We start from the raw sequence: 17,131 nt of genomic DNA, 5'->3' as shown, positions 1-17,131 counted from the left end.
AAGGCGGGATTTGCTCAAACCCAAATGCGGCGCTAAACAACTCATCAGGGCGGTGCGAAGGCTGGTGGTCATCGAAGGATCCTTTTGCTGAAGAATCCTCCATTCCATCATATCGCGCCGCCCGCCGATACACTGTCGTGTACTGTGGCAGCGGCGGAAGGGATGAACCGCCGTGCTGTCTGCGTGAACGCGACAAGCACATCGTCGCCGGCCTGATGGCCAAAGCGATCGTTTATCAGCTTGAAACGGTCGAGGTCGAAAAGCAGGGCGGCGAGGTTCTCGTTCCTGCTGTCATCCTTCACCTTGGCGAAGGCGTCCTGGAGCCCGCGTCGGTTCAGCGTGCCGGTCAGGGGATCGGTGACGGACAGATTGTGCCAGCGCCGCTCCGACCGCAGCATGACCAGGCGGATCGACAGGGCGATGGCCAGCAGCTGAAGTATGCCGTTGCCGAATGCGCCAACCGCCGCGACGACCATCGCCTCCTCGGCGGAAAAATGTCGTACGGCGATCGCAAGCGCAACGGCGAACGAGAAGACAGAGATCGCCGCAAAAGCAGTGGAAAGTTGCCTTGCCGCTGGTTCTCCCGACCCAGTCGAGCGGGAGAGTGAGCCGATGAGCAGTGACGCTCCGGTCGCGTTGGCAAGGTGAAACAGCGCAACGCGGTTCAGCATGTCCTCGCTCACCCAGGGCAGAAATATGCCGCTGAGCCAGATCGCAGGGGGCAGCAAGGCAGTCCAGCTGAGCTTCCGCTTCTCCAACAGGCAGAAGCCAGTGATCCACAGCGCATACCCCGACAAGGCGATCGCATGGGCGAGCGCGATGGCCACGAGATGCGGAAGATAATCCCTTCCAAGCGTCAGCCCGAAGCCTACGGTGCTCAGGAGAAAGCCAAGGGACCACATCAAATAGAAACGCGCTCTGCGATGCTGGCGCCACAGGAGGTACAGGAACCCTGCAAGCGCGAAGCCCTGCGAGCACCAGACGAGCATTCCTGTTTTTATGTCGAGCACGGCGTTTCCCCTTCTGGCGCGGATAGTGCTGAGGAAGCGTGCGTAACTCGTTAAATCGCTTGGTAAATGTTTTTGCACCGCGTGCGGCGTCCGCGCGCCGTCGATCACGTTCATCGTTCTTTCACCCTGCGGCGCGGAAAAGCTGTGCGATGACGCGCGTCGTCTGTCGCCTTCGTCGGCGTGAAGGTAAACCCACCGGATAAGCGGGTTCAGTGGGGTTTTCCGGCAAATCGAACTTGACGTTATCCAATTGCGCGTCTTGAAGTGCGGGGCAGGGACACTCTATGTAGGGGTGAGGCAGTTTTATTCGATTCCCGGCGGTTTGCGCCGCCAGCAAGTTTGACAAAGGACGCACATGAAAAATCCAGTCGATACCGCAATGGCCCTGGTGCCGATGGTCGTTGAGCAGACCAATCGCGGTGAACGGTCCTACGACATCTATTCTCGCCTCCTCAAGGAACGCATCATTTTCATGACGGGGCCGGTCGAGGACCACATGGCGACGCTCGTCTGCGCCCAGCTGCTTTTCCTCGAAGCGGAAAATCCGAAGAAGGAAATCGCGCTCTACATCAATTCCCCCGGCGGCGTGGTCACGGCCGGCATGGCGATCTACGATACGATGCAGTTCATCAAGCCTGCTGTTTCGACGCTTTGCATCGGTCAGGCAGCGTCCATGGGATCGCTTCTGCTTGCGGCCGGCGACAAGGACATGCGCTTTGCCACGCCGAACTCTCGCATCATGGTCCATCAGCCCTCGGGCGGCTTCCGGGGTCAGGCAACCGACATCGAGCGCCATGCCCGCGACATCCTCAAGATGAAGCGTCGCCTCAACGAGGTCTATGTCAAGCATTGCGGCCGCACTTACGAGGAAGTCGAGCAGACGCTCGATCGCGACCATTTCATGAGCGCGGAAGAGGCGCGCGATTGGGGTCTGGTCGATAAAGTGCTGACGTCGCGTGTCGAAGTTGAGGGTGAAAGCGCCGCGTGATCATCCACGTGGAGGTGTCGTCTACGCCACAGTTCTATCCCATTTGTGATTGAATGAGGGATTTAATGTGGATCGAAATGCGCTAATAGTTGCGATTAATGCTATGTTGAATTCTTGTGACATAGCATTCGGCATTCGAAGGGGAAATCGTTGCCGCCGGGTGCCATACATGCTTTTGTGTAGCCGGTTCAGTACCCCGAGCAGCGCCTATGTTGGCTAAGGGCTCCATTTCAGGAGCGAGTTGGCAGGCGTATTGAGTGGACCGCGATTTCATATTGGAAATGCGGCGTGCTGGAAGGAAAGTGATATGAGCAAAGTCAGCGGCAGCAACGGCGGTGACTCCAAGAACACTCTGTATTGTTCGTTTTGCGGCAAGAGCCAGCACGAAGTCCGGAAGCTGATCGCCGGACCGACCGTTTTCATCTGCGATGAATGCGTCGAACTGTGCATGGATATCATTCGCGAGGAAAACAAATCCTCGATGGTGAAGTCCCGCGATGGCGTGCCCACGCCCCAGGACATCATCAAGGTGCTCGACGAATATGTCATCGGCCAGAGGCAGGCAAAGAAGATCCTGTCCGTCGCCGTGCATAACCATTACAAGCGTCTCGCGCACGCTTCCAAGAACGGCGACGTCGAGCTTGCGAAGTCCAACATCATGCTCGTCGGCCCGACCGGCTGCGGCAAGACCTATCTCGCGCAGACGCTGGCGCGCATCATCGACGTGCCCTTCACCATGGCCGATGCGACGACGCTCACCGAAGCCGGCTATGTCGGCGAGGACGTCGAAAACATCATCCTGAAGCTGCTGCAGGCTGCCGACTACAATGTCGAGCGCGCCCAGCGCGGCATTGTTTACATCGACGAAGTCGACAAGATTTCGCGCAAGTCCGACAATCCTTCGATCACCCGTGACGTTTCCGGCGAGGGTGTTCAGCAGGCGCTGCTGAAGATCATGGAAGGCACGGTCGCTTCGGTGCCGCCTCAGGGGGGCCGCAAGCATCCTCAGCAGGAATTCCTGCAGGTCGACACGACGAACATCCTGTTCATCTGCGGTGGCGCCTTTGCTGGTCTCGACAAGATCATCTCCGCCCGCGGCGAGGGGACGTCGATCGGCTTCGGTGCGACCGTCAGGGCGCCCGATGAGCGTCGCGTTGGCGAGGTGCTGCGCGAGTTGGAGCCGGAAGATCTGGTCAAGTTCGGCCTCATCCCGGAATTCATCGGCCGTCTGCCGGTTCTCGCCACGCTCGAGGATTTGGACGAAGATGCGCTGATCCAGATCCTTTCGGAACCGAAGAACGCGCTGGTCAAGCAGTATCAGCGTCTGTTCGAGATGGAGGACGTCGAGCTCAACTTCCACGAGGATGCGCTCCGCGAGATTGCCAAGCGCGCGATCATCCGCAAGACCGGCGCCCGCGGCCTCAGGTCGATCATGGAGAAGATCCTCCTCGATACGATGTTCGAGTTGCCGGCACTGGAAGGCGTGCGCGAAGTCGTCATCTCGGAAGAGGTGGTCAGTGGCTCCGCCCGTCCGCTCTACATCTACGCCGACCGGCATGATGAAAAGGTCAACGCCTCGGCCTGATGTCTTGTCCCGGCTCGATTTTCAGGGGGCTCGTCAGCGACGGGCCCCTTTCTATTTGAAAGGGCATGCAGTTTCCTGATAAGTTCGGCGGGTAGGGCAGTGCAACGTTAAACAGGGACGTTGCGGTTTGCGCCGGTCGCGGCGATGATGGGATGATTCTGTAAGCGTTGGCTAAAACGATGCTTGCGATGTGGCGCGCCGCAGCCGGGCGTTCTTGGTCGGCCCAGCGGTTCGTGCGTGCCTCTTCGCGAAGACGCCCTATGCGTGCAGAGCACGGGTCGTTTGCGCGGCTTGAATTGAACAGCGTGACACTCCACTTCTAGCCCAAGTGGATTACCGGCCACCTCGAAGAAGCCGGTTAAGAGCCCGGAAACGGGACAGGAAAGGAAATGATATGACGAAGAAAACGTCTGCGGCAAACGAGAGCATCGCCTATCCGGTTCTGCCATTGCGTGACATCGTGGTGTTCCCCCACATGATCGTGCCGCTGTTCGTCGGACGGGAAAAGTCGATCCGCGCGCTTGAGGAGGTCATGGGTTCGGACAAGCAGATCATGCTCGTCACCCAGATCAATGCCAGCGATGACGATCCGAGCCCGGATGCCATCCACAAGGTCGGCACCGTCGCCAATGTTCTCCAGCTGCTGAAGCTGCCCGATGGTACCGTCAAGGTGCTGGTCGAGGGCCGTGCGCGCGCAGAAATCGACTCGTACACCAGCCGCGAGGATTTCTACGAGGCGCTCGGCCACACGCTCGACGAACCGAAAGAGGACCCGGTCGAGCTCGAGGCCCTGAGCCGCTCCGTCGTTTCGGAATTCGAAAGCTATGTAAAGCTCAACAAGAAGATTTCGCCGGAAGTTGTTGGCGCCGCCAGCCAGATCGACGACTATTCGAAGCTCGCCGATACGGTCGCTTCCCACCTGTCGATCAAGATCACCGAGAAGCAGGAGATGCTGGAAACGACCAGCGTCAAGTCGCGTCTCGAAAAGGCGCTCGGTTTCATGGAAGGCGAGATTTCCGTCCTTCAGGTCGAGAAGCGCATCCGCTCCCGCGTCAAGCGGCAGATGGAGAAGACCCAGCGCGAGTACTACCTGAACGAACAGATGAAGGCGATCCAGAAGGAACTCGGAGACGGCGAGGAAGGCCGCGACGAGATGGCAGAGATCGAGGAGCGCATCTCCAAGACCAAGCTTTCCAAGGAAGCTCGCGAGAAGGCGGATGCCGAACTGAAGAAGCTGCGGCAGATGAGCCCGATGTCGGCGGAAGCCACCGTCGTGCGCAACTATCTCGACTGGCTGCTCGGCATTCCCTGGTCCAAGAAGTCGAAGGTCAAGACCGATCTCAACAACGCCGAGAAGATCCTCGAAGGGGATCATTTTGGCCTGGAGAAGGTCAAGGAGCGCATCGTCGAGTATCTGGCCGTGCAGGCTCGCGCCACCAAGATCAAGGGTCCGATCCTGTGCCTCGTCGGCCCTCCGGGCGTCGGCAAGACGTCGCTCGCCCAGTCGATCGCCAAGGCGACCGGCCGTGAGTATGTGCGCATGGCGCTCGGCGGCGTTCGTGACGAAGCCGAAATCCGCGGTCACCGCCGCACCTATATCGGCTCGATGCCCGGCAAGGTCATCCAGTCGATGAAGAAGGCGAAGAAGTCCAATCCGCTCTTCCTGCTCGACGAGATCGACAAGCTGGGCCAGGACTATCGCGGCGATCCGTCTTCGGCTCTGCTTGAGGTGCTCGACCCGGCGCAGAACTCGACGTTCATGGATCACTACCTGGAAGTCGAATACGATCTGTCCGACGTGATGTTCATCACGACGGCGAATACGCTGAACATCCCGGCTCCGTTGATGGACCGCATGGAGATCATCCGTATCGCCGGCTATACCGAGGACGAGAAGCGTGAAATCGCCAAGCGGCACCTGCTGCCCAAGGCCATCAAGGAACATGCGCTGCAGCCGAGCGAATTCTCGGTCAGCGACGATGCCCTGATGTCGATCAGCCAGCACTACACCCGCGAGGCCGGCGTCCGTAACTTCGAGCGCGAACTGATGAAGCTCGCCCGCAAGGCCGTGACCGACATCATCAAGGGCAAGACGAAGTCGGTTGCAGTGACCGCCGAAAACATCTCCGACTATCTCGGCGTTCCGCGCTTCCGCCACGGCGAAGCCGAGCGCGAGGACCAGGTCGGTGTCGTTACCGGTCTTGCCTGGACGGAAGTCGGCGGCGAGTTGCTGACGATCGAAGGCGTGATGATGCCGGGCAAGGGCCGCATGACGGTCACCGGCAACCTGAAGGAAGTGATGAAGGAATCGATTTCGGCGGCGGCCTCTTATGTCCGCTCGCGCGCCGTCGATTTCGGCATCGAGCCGCCGCGCTTCGACAAGAGCGACATCCATGTGCACGTGCCGGAAGCGGCAACGCCCAAGGATGGTCCATCGGCCGGTGTCGCCATGGCGACGGCGATGGTCTCGATCATGACCGGCATTCCGGTTTCCAAGGACGTCGCGATGACGGGTGAAATCACGCTGCGCGGCCGCGTTCTGCCGATCGGCGGATTGAAGGAAAAGCTGCTCGCAGCTCTTCGTGGCGGCATCAAGAAGGTTCTGATCCCGGAAGAAAACGCCAAGGATCTGGCGGAGATTCCGGACAACGTGAAGAACAACATGGAGATCATTCCCGTGTCGCGCATGGGCGAGGTGATCAAGCATGCATTGGTTCGCCGCCCGGAACCGATCGAATGGGACGGCACGGTTGAAACGCCGGTCATCGCCACCGTCGAAGGAGTCGACGAAGGGGGTTTGACGATCGCTCATTGAGCGAAAGCGTTACATTTATGCCGAAATGACCAAAAACGCAGAAAGGCCGGTGGAAATGCCGGCCTTTTTTTGTGAAAAGCCAACGCCGCATGCTTGCTTTTTCCTTGATTTACAGGGCTTTTGGGTTGCGGCGGGGCTGAGCACGCGTATTGTGCGCTCGGCTTAGCAATGAGTCGTTTCATACCAAATGGAAAGGGGTGGAAACATGAACAAGAATGAACTCGTGTCCGCAGTGGCTGAGAAGGCCGGCATCACCAAGGCCGACGCAGCATCCGCAGTCGACGCAGTCTTCGAAACTGTCCAGGGCGAACTGAAGAAGGGCGGCGACATCCGTCTCGCAGGCTTCGGCAGCTTCACCGTTTCTCACCGTGCAGCCTCGAAGGGTCGTAACCCCTCGACGGGCGCGGAAGTCGATATCCCGGCTCGCAACGTTCCGAAGTTCACGCCCGGCAAGGGCCTGAAGGACGCCTGCAACAGCTGATCCATTTCTCGCCCGCCCAAGACTGCAAGGCGCTTCCGCCAGCGGGGCGAGGGCAGGAGAGTTAAAAGAGGGTCCGGCGAAAGCCGGGCCCTCTTTGCGTTTTACCAGCGCTGATGAACGTAGGCGGCGATCAGCCCGTCGTAGACCTCGCGCGCCGCCGTCATCACGTCGGCCGAGAGCGGCGCCAGATCCGATGCCGCCGCATTGGCCCTTGCCTGTTCGGCGTTGCGGGCGCCGGGGATGACGACCGTGACGGCCTCGCTCGTCAGGATCCAGCGCAGCGCGAAGGCCGCCATCGTCGCTCCCGCCGGCACCAGCTTGCGCACTTCCTCGACTGCCTCCAGCCCGACCTCGAAGGGAACGCCGGCAAAGGTCTCGCCGACGTCGAAGGCCTCGCCATGGCGGTTGAAATTGCGATGATCGTCGCTCGCAAATGACGTATCGCGGGTGATCTTGCCGGAGAGCAGGCCGCTTGCCAGCGGCACGCGGACGATGACCGCGACGTTCTTGCGTCGGGCTTCCTTGAAAAACAGATCCGCGGGACGTTGGCGGAATATGTTGTAGATGATCTGGATGCTGACGACGCCCGGATATTCGATCGCCTTCAGACCCTCCTCGACGGTCGCGACGCTGACGCCGTAATCCTTGATCTTGCCGGCTTGCTTGAACGCATCAAGCGCCGCGAAGACCTCGGGTCGGTAGAACACGTCCGTCGGCGGGCAATGCAGTTGCACGAGGTCGAGCGCATCGACGTTCAGGTTCTGGCGGCTGCGATCTATGAAGCCTTCGAGGTTTTCCCTTGTATAGCCGTCCGCCACGTGCGGGTTGAGGCGGCGGCCCGCCTTGGTCGCCACCATCGGCCGCTCGCCGCCACGGCTCTTCAGCACATCGGCAATGATCTTTTCCGAACGGCCGTCGCCGTAGACGTCGGCGGTGTCGATAAAGGTCATGCCACCGTCGAGCGCGGCGTTGAGCGCGGAGCGGCCGTCGGCCTCTGTGACGTCGCCCCAGGCTCCGCCGATCTGCCAGGCGCCAAAGCCGATATCCGAAACGGTAAACGGCGTGCGGCCGAACGCATGATATTTCATGGAAATTCCTCCATTTGCGATGAGATGCCAAGGCACTAGCACCGGCGTCATTGCCCGACAATGGCGGGTGGCCACAATGCGCGAAAACCTTGGATGAAGGCCGGCGCGCGGTGTTCATCCGCGCGATAGTTTCCTAAGAAGGAAGAAGCCCTTTAGATATGTTCGGCAACGGAGCCCGATGTCCTCATTCCGCTTCATCCACGCCGCCGACCTGCATCTTGGCAGCCCCTTCCAGGGACTTTCCCTGAAGGATGCGGATGTAGCGGCGGTCTTCGTCGAGGCAAGCCGCAAGGCTTTTTCCGTGCTCGTCGGCAAGGCGATCGAGGTGGGCGTCGATTTTTTCGTGATAGCCGGAGACGTCTATGACGGCGACTGGAAGGACAACAAGATCGGACTGTTCTTCAACCGCGAGATGGCAAGGCTGGAACGTGCGGGCATTCCCGTCTATTTGCTGCGCGGCAATCACGATGCGGCAAGCGTGATTACCAAGACCATCACTTTGCCTGCGAACGTCCATGAGTTTCCAACGGCAAAGCCGGGCTCCTTCCAACTCAAAGGCATCCGCGTGGCGCTGCACGGGCAGGGCTTCGCCGACCGTTCAGCCAACGACAACCTTGCGCTCGCCTATCCACCGCCGGAGACCGGTTGGTTCAACATCGGCGTGCTGCATACCTCGCTGACGGGACGCGAGCCGCACGCGCCTTACGCCCCCTGTTCGATAGAGGACCTGCGCTCGCGCGGCTACGACTACTGGGCCCTTGGCCATGTGCACGAATACGAAGAGGTCGCCGTCGATCCGCCAATTATCTTCCCAGGCAACATCCAGGGGCGGAGCATTCGCGAGCGTGGCGCGAAAGGCGCCATCCTGGTTTCCGTAGTGGATGGCCGGGTTACCCACGAACGATTGATCGTCGACGAGGCGCGTTTCGCTCAGATGGATCTCGCCGTTACCCGCGAGGACGACCAGCCCGCCATCCTGCGCCGCGTCGAGGAAGGCGCTCGAACCGTGCTTATGGGGGCGGAAGGCAGGCCCGTGGCGCTTCGGGTGAGAATCGCCGGAGAAACGCCGCTCTACCGCGAGATCGTTGCAAATCGACAGCAGTGGCGCGACGAGGTGCAGGCTGCCTGCCACCGCGCCGGCGGCGATATCTGGCTGGAAAAGCTGGAACTGCGGCTGGAAACGCAAGGGAGGACGGCTGACGCCTCGCCCGGCATCGCACTCGATCTCGACCGGCTGCTTCGCGAGCACTGCGACCCTCGCGCGGTGGAAGATGAAACGGAAAAGCTGATCGCCGATATCGCCGCGCGCCTTCCCGCGGGGCTCGGCGCTGCCAAACTGCCGCTCGAAGAGGGAACCGCCGCCCTGATCGAGGAGGCGCGGCAGCTACTTCTGGCGCGCGGGGAAAGGCTGGGCTGACGAATGCGCATCGATCGTCTCGACATCATTCGCTACGGCGCCCTGACCGACCGAGCGCTCGACTTCCGTGCGGACGCCAAGCTGCATCTGATCTATGGGCCGAACGAGGCTGGCAAGTCCTCGGCGCTCAGCGCGATTTCCGACCTGCTCTTCGGCTTTCCGCGAACGGCTGCCCACTATAGCTTCCTCCACGATCCCGCAAGCCTGCGCATCGGCGCGACGGTCACGGCGCATGACGGCGCAAGGCTTGCGTTCCGCCGCCGTCGCGGTGCGAAAAATACGCTGCTTGCCGCCGATGAGAAGGAAGCGACGCTGCCGGACGACGCGCTCGCTCCCTATCTTCGCCATCTGAGCCGGGATGTGTTCGAGCGAGCCTTCGGATTGAATTCCGATCGCCTGCGGGCGGGGGCCGCCACCATGCTGAAGAGCGGAGGCGAAATCGGAAGCCTGCTCTTTTCCGCCGCCTCCGGTCTCACCGGCCTGTCGCGTCTGAGGCAGTCGCTGGAGAGCGACGCCGACGGAATATATGCCGCGCGGCGCTCGAAGGACCGGAGCTTCTATCAGGTGCTCGACCGCCACGACGAGGCTCGAAAGGCTGAGCGCGAGCACGAACTGAAATCGGTCGATTGGAAGAAGCTGGTTGCGGAAGCCGCCGAACTGGACGCCGAAATCGACGGGCTCCAAAAAGCGCGCCACGACACGAAGCAATCGCTCGACCGGCTGCAGCGGCTGAAGACCCTTCAGCCGCTCGTGACGGAGATCGACGGCGAGCAGGCGGCGCTTATGGGCTTTGCCGATTTGCCGTCTTTGCCGCCGAGCTTCGAGCGGGAGCTCGACGAGGCCTTGGCCGGAGTTCGCACAACCCACGACGCGCTTCAGGCGGCGCAGGCCGAACAGGCGCGGCTTGCCGACGAATTGGACGCGGCCCATGTAGACGAGACGTTGCTTGCCGCCGTCGGCGCGATCCTTGTCACCTATGCCGGCAAGGGCGCTTACCTGAAGGCGAAGCAGGACCTGCCCGGCGTCAGGCGCGAGGCCGAGGACTTCGACCTGAAGCTCGCACAACTGGGCCGCCGGCTTGGACAGGGCGACGCGCCCGACGAGATCGAACAGCGGCAACCCGCCGACATGCTGCTCGCCCGCTTGCACGATCTCGTGGCGCAAGGGCGCGAGTTGAAGCGAAGCGGCGAAGATGTCCGCGGCCGTTTGGAGGAAGAGCGCGAGGCCCTGCGCCGTCTGGAGGGGAGTTTCCGATCCGGCCGGGTGATCGATCCAAAGCCCTATGCGGACCAGTTGATGGCGCTGCAGCCGGAGATCGCGGAAATTTCCCGCCTCGATACGCTGCGGGTGAAGGCCGAACGAGGGCGCAGCGAACTTGATGCGGCGGTCGGCCGTCTTTCTCCCGCTGTAACCGACCTTGACCGCCTGCTGGCGAGCCCTCTGCCCGATGCCGCAATGCTTGCCGAACAGCGCAAGCTGATCGAGGAGGCGCAGGTCGTCGCACGGGGAGCGGCGGCAAGGCTTGCCGATCTTGAGCTGGAAAGCGGCAACCTGGCTCGAGAGCTAGCGACGCTGGAGGAGGAGGGTGAAATCGCCACCCGTGCTCAGGTCCTCACCGCCCGCGCCGCGCGGGACGAACTGCTGCGGGAGGCGGAGAAGACGAGCGCCACCGAGCGCTCCGTCCGGTTCGACGCGCTTGGCCGGGCCGTTCGCGAGGCCGATAGGCTGGCGGATCTCATGCACCTGGATGCCGAACGCGTTTCGCGACATTCCCAGATCAGTCTGCAATCCACGGCACTCGAAGAAAAGCTTGCGCATGCAATCGGCGTCAGGGACGAAAGCGCCGCGGCGCTGGCGGTCAAGATTTCCGCGTTCAAGGCGATGTTTGAAACCTCCGGCGTTGTGCCGCTCGACGCCGAGCGGATGGTCGAATGGCGGCGCGCCATCGACGCGCTCGCCAAGCAGCGCGAAACGCTCCACGCCATCGAAGACGACCTCACGGCGCTCGAGCGGCAGGGGCAACGGCTGCTGCCGGCATTGATGGATCTCGCTGCCGCCACTGGCCTGAGCGTCGGCGGACTACCCCTGTCGGTGCTGCATCGTACCCTCTCCCGGCATGTCGCAGAGATCGGAGAGCGCTGGGCCGAAAGCCGCTCGGCGGATGGCAAGCGGATATCGATCGTGGATTCGCTAGCCCGGCTCGAGGAACGGGAGGCGGCTGTCCGCGCCGATGCCGAACGCTGGCAGGCGGATTTCGCCGATACGGCGGCCGCAGCCGGCCTGCCAGAGGCGGCAACCGTCGATATGGCAGAGGTGGCACTGAATATCTGGAAGGATCTGCCCAATTTTCTGTCCGAGCGCGAAAATCGCCGGCGCCGCGTGCGCGGGATGGAGCGCGACGTAGCGCTTTTCGAGGGAGATGTTCGCGAACTGGTCGCGCGCCTTGCGCCGGATCTCGGTGCAATGCCGGTCGATGGCGCTGTCGATGTCCTTCACGGCAGGGCGGTGGCCGCCGCGGCCGATCTGCAGCGCCGCGCCGGCTTGATCGATGCGGCGGAACGGGCTGAAACCCGCTTCAGACATAGGTTGACGGAAGCGAGCGCGGCGGATGTCGCGCTGTCGCATCTCGCGAAGATGGCGCCGGCCGCGGCGGACCTCGTTCTGCTGTTGCAGCGACTGCGCGAACGGCGTGACCTGGAAACGCGGCTTTCAGCCTGCAGGAACCGCTTTCTCCTGCAGTCGGACGGCTGGAGCGAGCCGAAAGTGCGGGGCGAGCTTGCGGCATTCGATCGCGTTGCCGCCGACCTTGAAATCGAGCGCCTCGTTGGCAAGGATGCGCGACAGGTGACGCGTTACGGCGAGCTGACGGCGGCAGCGGCCGAAAATCTGCGGCGTCGCGAGGCGCTGGAAGCCGGCGTGAGCGCCGAGCGCGCTGCCTTCGAAAGGCTGGCGGCCGAGCAGGAGGCCAAGGACCTTGCGCGCCAATGGGTGGTGCTGAGGATCGCATCGCACATGCTCGGCCAATCGATGGAGGCCTACCGCGAACGGCAGACGGATCCGGTGATGCTGCGGGCGGGAGCGCATTTCTCGCGGCTGACCGGCGGGCGCTTTGCCCGTCTGGCGCAGGACTACGGCGCTGATGATGAATTGCAGCTTCTTGCTGAACGCGCCTGCGGTGAACGCGTGCCGCTCGGCGGGCTCAGCGAGGGTACGGCGGATCAACTTTACCTCGCGCTCCGGCTCGCCTTCCTTGAGGACTATTCGGGGCGCAACGAGCCGGCGCCGTTGATCGTCGACGATATCTTTCAGACGTTCGACGACGAGCGCACTGCTGCCGGTCTCGGAGCGCTTGCGGGGACCGCGGAACGGTTCCAGACGATCCTCTTCACGCACGAGGCGAGTGTCGTGGAGATTGCGCGGCAGGAGGTCGGCAGCGGCCTTGATCTCCTGCGCCTATAGGGGCGCCGGGCAAATCACTTTGAAACCGACGAGGGATTGGCCTAACGTCCGGCCGAAAAGAGAGCCGGCCCGCTGCGATCTCCATGCGAGTTTCCTCAGCCGAGGCTCCGACAAATGACAGGATGCAAGAATGATTGCTGTTGAAGATGTGAGGATCGGAATTGTCGGTCTCGGCTACGTGGGCCTTCCGCTCGCCGTCTATATGGCACGGCACTTTCCCGTCGTCGGCTTCGATATAGACGCGGAGCGCATTCGCGAACTGAAGGCAGGCACCGATAGAACCAAGGAGGTGACCGACGAGGAGTTTTCCGCCGCAAGCCATCTCTCCTTCTCGTCGGACAAAGCGGATTTGCGGTCCGCCAACGTCTATATCGTCACCGTGCCGACGCCGATCGACCAGGCGCTGCAGCCGGACCTGACCGCGCTGCGAGCAGCATCACTGACAGTCGGCCACGTCATTTCTCGCGGCGACGTCGTGGTCTACGAATCGACCGTTTATCCCGGAGCGACGGAAGAGGTCTGCGTTCCCATCATCGAGAAGGCGTCGGGGCTCGTCTTCAACCGGGATTTCTTCGCGGGCTATTCCCCCGAGCGCATCAATCCCGGCGATCCCGATCGCAGGCTGCCGAACATCGTGAAGATAACCTCCGGCTCGACGCCTGAGGCCGCCGACCTGATCAACGCCATCTATGGAAAGGTCATTTCCGCCGGCACGCACAGGGCAAGTTCGATTCGCGTCGCGGAGGCCTCGAAGGTCATCGAGAACATCCAGCGTGACGTCAACATCGCGCTGATCAACGAGCTTGCGCAGCTGTTCAAGCACATGGGCATCGAAAGTCGGGAGGTGCTGGCAGCCGCGGGAACGAAATGGAACTTCCACAGGTATTCGCCCGGCCTCGTCGGGGGGCATTGCATCGGCGTCGACCCCTACTATCTCACCCACAAGGCACAATCGATCGGCTTTCACCCCGAGATGATCTTGGCGGGCCGCCGCATCAACGACGGCATGGCGCAATGGGTCGCGTTCGACATCGTCAAGCTGATGCTGACGCGCAAGCTCGAACTCGGCAAATCCCGTATCCTGGTCATGGGTTTCACCTTCAAGGAGAATTGCCCCGACACGCGAAACACCAAGGTGGCTGGGCTGATCAGGGAGCTCAGTGCCATGGCCCGCGAGGTCGTCGTCTACGATCCGCTGGCCGACGCCCATGAGGTTTCCGCTGAGTATGGCATCGCGATCGATGGGGAGCTGCCTCGGGGGCACTTCGAGGCTGTCGTTCTCGCCGTCCGTCACGACGCGATCTGCGATATGGGCGAAGAGCGAGTCCGATCGCTCCTCGCACCGGGCGGCGTCATCTACGACCTCAAATCGATCCTGCCTATCGGCGCCAGCGACGCGCGGCTTTGAGCCCAGACGCGACAGCTGGCGGCGTTGCTGATCCATGAGACTACGGCGCTGAGAAAAACCAAGCTTCGCGCCATAGGTCTCCAGGCACCGGCTTCAATGGCAATGACGAGCCGGGCGGCAACCGCGACGCTCCATTGCCTGGAGAAGTATTGAGAGCAGCAAAGCGTGTAGCGTGCGCGATAGCAGACGCGACAATCGAGAACAAGTGCTGTGCTTTATCAAAGGAAAATGGTGGGCGATGAGAGACTCGAACTCCCGACATCCTCGGTGTAAACGAGGCGCTCTACCAACTGAGCTAATCGCCCTTCGCGGAAGCAGGCGCTTGACCCGCCGCGTTCGGTGGTGGTGATCTATGCGTTACGGAAAAAAACCGCAAGAGTGTTTGTGAAGAATTTTTGATTTTTTTGACGCGAAGCGCGAAAGGGATTGAGGGGACGCGTTTTGCGCTGTGGGGTTCTTTCCGCGGCATGGTCGGGGTCAATGGTCGCTGCTTGGAGGAGCGGATCGGCGAAGCGCGAGGACCCTGTCGCCGACGCCACCCAAAGTGAGGCGGCAGCCGTTGGTTCCTGACATGCGGCGTGCTTTGGGCTTAAGCTGGCCGTCGAGCCCGCCACGAGCCTTGCACCGAAATCAGGGCAGCGATGCGAAGACGGGGTGAGTGGATGCGCGGACGCGTCCGGGTGCCGCCTTTCCTGTGGGTGGCGAAAACAATTCGTTGTCCGTCATTGATTTGTCTTCAAACCTGCTTGACACCCAAAGGCGAACCCCTTAGTTAGCCGCTCATCGAACGGCGAGACCGCTTCGAGGGATGCTTGAGCATCCGGATACTTGAAATGAAATGCGGGTGTAGCTCAGTTGGTTAGAGTGCCGGCCTGTCACGCCGGAGGTCGCGGGTTCGAGCCCCGTCACTCGCGCCATTTCAAGTCAAAACCGCCGAAAGGCGGCCTATTCCGGAGCTTTCGTCCAGCCGAAAGGCAAACGATGCGCGGGTGTAGCTCAGTCGGTTAGAGTGCCGGCCTGTCACGCCGGAGGTCGCGGGTTCGAGCCCCGTCACTCGCGCCACTTCGTTTTTAGATTGCCTTCAAATCAACCGTAGTTGCTGCGTTAACTGGGCCTGTTTGGGTTTAGGGCGCAGATTTGCTGTGACGCCGTTGCATCGGCTTGATAAGCTTGCATCCGCAGTGCTTGAATGGCTCGTTCAAAAGGCTTGCGCCCACGCGCCGGCTGCGCTAACCACGGCTTGTTGCAACGCTCTTTCGCTTGCTGGGCAATTGCCCACGAGCGCCGCCCCGGCGCTGGTCGCAAGCAGGGATGGACATGATGACTGGACTGCTCAGTTCCTATATTCCGATAGCTATTTTCATTGGTATTTCGTTGGTGATTGGCCTGGCGCTTCTGATTACGCCGTTCGCCGTCGCCTTCAAGGCGCCTGATTCGGAAAAGCTTTCGGCCTATGAGTGCGGCTTCAACGCATTCGACGATGCACGCATGAAGTTCGACATCCGCTACTACCTGGTGTCGATCCTCTTCATCATCTTCGATCTGGAAGTCGCCTTCCTCTTCCCGTGGGCGATCTCCTTCGGCGCGATCGGCTGGTTCGGCTTCTGGTCGATGATGGTATTCCTGGCCGTGCTGACTATCGGCTTTATCTATGAATGGAAGAAGGGAGCCCTGGAATGGGAGTAGCCCCGAACAACCCGCTCGTCTCGCCGCAGCCGAAGGGGATCATCGATCCCTCGACCGGCAAGCCGGTCGGAGCCAACGATCCCTTCTTCGGCGAGATCAACAACGAGCTCGCCGACAAGGGTTTTCTCGTCACCTCGACGGACGAACTGATCAATTGGGCCCGCACGGGTTCGCTGATGTGGATGACCTTCGGTCTCGCCTGTTGCGCGGTCGAGATGATGCAGGTTTCCATGCCCCGCTACGACGTCGAGCGCTTCGGTTTCGCGCCGCGCGCCTCGCCGCGCCAGTCCGACGTCATGATCGTCGCGGGCACGCTGACCAACAAGATGGCGCCAGCGCTTCGCAAGGTCTACGACCAGATGCCCGAGCCGCGCTACGTCATCTCGATGGGCTCCTGCGCCAACGGCGGCGGCTATTATCACTATTCCTATTCGGTGGTGCGCGGCTGTGACCGCGTGGTGCCGATCGATATCTACGTACCGGGCTGTCCTCCGACGGCGGAGGCGCTGCTTTATGGCGTGCTTCTGCTGCAGAAGAAGATCCGCCGGACCGGCACGATCGAACGGTAAGGCCAGGGGACAAGGTATTATGAGTGAAGCCCTGAACGAACTGGCATCCTACCTGGCGGAAGCGCGCGGCAGCCTGCTGTCGTCGTCCGAGATCAAGTATGCCGAGCTGACCGTCACGACGACGGCCGATAACCTGATTGCGCTGCTGACCTTCCTGCGTGACGACGCGAAATGCGGCTTCGTCAACATGACGGACATCTGCGGCGTCGATTGGCCGCAGCGCCCCGACCGTTTCGATGTGGTCTATCATCTGCTGTCACCGACGAAGAACGTCCGCATCCGCGTCAAGGTCGCGACGGGCGAGGATCAGCCGGTGCCGTCCGCCTGCGGCGTCTATCCGGGCGCAGATTGGTTCGAGCGCGAAGCCTGGGACATGTACGGCATTCTCTTCACCGATCATCCGGACCTGCGTCGCCTGCTGACCGATTATGGTTTCGAAGGCCATCCGCTGCGCAAGGACTTTCCGACCACCGGGTTCGTTGAAGTTCGTTACGACGATGCTGCCAAGCGCGTGGTCTACGAGCCGGTCGAGTTGAAGCAGGAATTTCGAAACTTCGACTTCTTGTCGCCCTGGGAAGGCACGGACTACGTGCTTCCGGGAGATGAGAAGGCGAAGCAATAGAAG

At 61.4% G+C, this 17,131-nt stretch carries 12 protein-coding genes and 3 tRNA genes; 12 read left to right on the top strand and 3 right to left on the bottom strand.

The annotated features are described in order from the left end of the window. Positions 1 to 107: 107 nt before the first annotated feature. A complete protein-coding gene (locus AB4048_RS07445) occupies positions 108 to 1,118 on the bottom strand; it encodes a GGDEF domain-containing protein (RefSeq protein WP_442201285.1) in 1,011 nt (336 codons plus the stop codon). 247 nt (positions 1,119 to 1,365) lie between these two features. Between AB4048_RS07445 and clpP the strand changes: the two genes are divergently transcribed. From clpP to hupB, 4 genes are all read left to right on the top strand, one after another. Next, a complete protein-coding gene (gene clpP / locus AB4048_RS07440) occupies positions 1,366 to 1,998 on the top strand; it encodes an ATP-dependent Clp endopeptidase proteolytic subunit ClpP (protein WP_442201284.1) in 633 nt (210 codons plus the stop codon). A gap of 307 nt (positions 1,999 to 2,305) precedes the next feature. Next, a complete protein-coding gene (gene clpX, locus AB4048_RS07435; protein ID WP_442201283.1) occupies positions 2,306 to 3,583 on the top strand; it encodes an ATP-dependent Clp protease ATP-binding subunit ClpX in 1,278 nt (425 codons plus the stop codon). A gap of 394 nt (positions 3,584 to 3,977) precedes the next feature. Then, the gene (gene lon / locus AB4048_RS07430) at positions 3,978 to 6,398 is read left to right on the top strand and encodes an endopeptidase La (protein WP_442201282.1); all 2,421 of its coding nucleotides are present in this window, start codon (positions 3,978 to 3,980) and stop codon (positions 6,396 to 6,398) included. A 205-nt stretch (positions 6,399 to 6,603) separates the two neighbouring features. Beyond that, positions 6,604 to 6,879 carry a DNA-binding protein HupB gene (gene hupB, locus AB4048_RS07425; protein ID WP_442201281.1) on the top strand — a complete coding sequence of 92 codons (276 nt, stop codon included), beginning with the start codon at positions 6,604 to 6,606 and terminating at the stop codon, positions 6,877 to 6,879. A 101-nt stretch (positions 6,880 to 6,980) separates the two neighbouring features. Here the strand turns inward: hupB and AB4048_RS07420 are convergent, their stop codons facing one another. Further along, positions 6,981 to 7,967, bottom strand: coding sequence for an aldo/keto reductase (locus AB4048_RS07420; RefSeq protein WP_442201280.1), 987 nt, complete (start codon positions 7,965 to 7,967; stop codon positions 6,981 to 6,983). A 178-nt stretch (positions 7,968 to 8,145) separates the two neighbouring features. On the opposite strand from AB4048_RS07420, the gene AB4048_RS07415 reads away from it, so the two are divergent. From AB4048_RS07415 to AB4048_RS07405, 3 genes are all read left to right on the top strand, one after another. After that, entirely contained in the window at positions 8,146 to 9,384 is a 1,239-nt protein-coding gene (locus AB4048_RS07415; protein ID WP_442201279.1) for a metallophosphoesterase family protein, read from the top strand. Between the two features lie 3 nt (positions 9,385 to 9,387). After that, positions 9,388 to 12,843, top strand: coding sequence for an AAA family ATPase (locus tag AB4048_RS07410; protein WP_442201278.1), 3,456 nt, complete (start codon positions 9,388 to 9,390; stop codon positions 12,841 to 12,843). A gap of 130 nt (positions 12,844 to 12,973) precedes the next feature. Beyond that, complete coding sequence (locus AB4048_RS07405) at positions 12,974 to 14,251, top strand: nucleotide sugar dehydrogenase (RefSeq protein ID WP_442201277.1); 1,278 nt, start codon at positions 12,974 to 12,976, stop codon at positions 14,249 to 14,251. 229 nt (positions 14,252 to 14,480) lie between these two features. On the opposite strand, the gene AB4048_RS07400 is transcribed toward AB4048_RS07405, so the two are convergent. Continuing rightward, positions 14,481 to 14,556, bottom strand: a tRNA-Val gene (locus AB4048_RS07400). A 535-nt stretch (positions 14,557 to 15,091) separates the two neighbouring features. On the opposite strand from AB4048_RS07400, the gene AB4048_RS07395 reads away from it, so the two are divergent. The 5 genes from AB4048_RS07395 (at position 15,092) to AB4048_RS07375 (ending at position 17,128) form a co-directional block, all read left to right on the top strand. Continuing rightward, positions 15,092 to 15,168, top strand: a tRNA-Asp gene (locus AB4048_RS07395). A gap of 68 nt (positions 15,169 to 15,236) precedes the next feature. Continuing rightward, positions 15,237 to 15,313: transfer RNA gene (locus tag AB4048_RS07390), tRNA-Asp, on the top strand. A gap of 258 nt (positions 15,314 to 15,571) precedes the next feature. Continuing rightward, positions 15,572 to 15,937: an NADH-quinone oxidoreductase subunit A gene (locus AB4048_RS07385; RefSeq protein WP_442201276.1), complete on the top strand. Its 366-nt coding sequence runs from the start codon at positions 15,572 to 15,574 to the stop codon at positions 15,935 to 15,937. Continuing rightward, positions 15,928 to 16,506: a NuoB/complex I 20 kDa subunit family protein gene (locus tag AB4048_RS07380; protein ID WP_442201275.1), complete on the top strand. Its 579-nt coding sequence runs from the start codon at positions 15,928 to 15,930 to the stop codon at positions 16,504 to 16,506. Before AB4048_RS07385 ends, AB4048_RS07380 begins: the two co-directional genes overlap by 10 nt. A 19-nt stretch (positions 16,507 to 16,525) precedes the next feature. Beyond that, a complete protein-coding gene (locus AB4048_RS07375; RefSeq protein WP_442201274.1) occupies positions 16,526 to 17,128 on the top strand; it encodes an NADH-quinone oxidoreductase subunit C in 603 nt (200 codons plus the stop codon). Positions 17,129 to 17,131: the final 3 nt, after the last annotated feature.

Source organism: Rhizobium sp. RAF56, assembly GCF_052113965.1.
Taxonomy (GTDB): Bacteria; Pseudomonadota; Alphaproteobacteria; order Rhizobiales; family Rhizobiaceae; genus Rhizobium.
The sequence above is the reverse complement of the archived record's forward strand: the minus strand, read 5'-3'. Positions and strand labels throughout refer to the sequence as shown.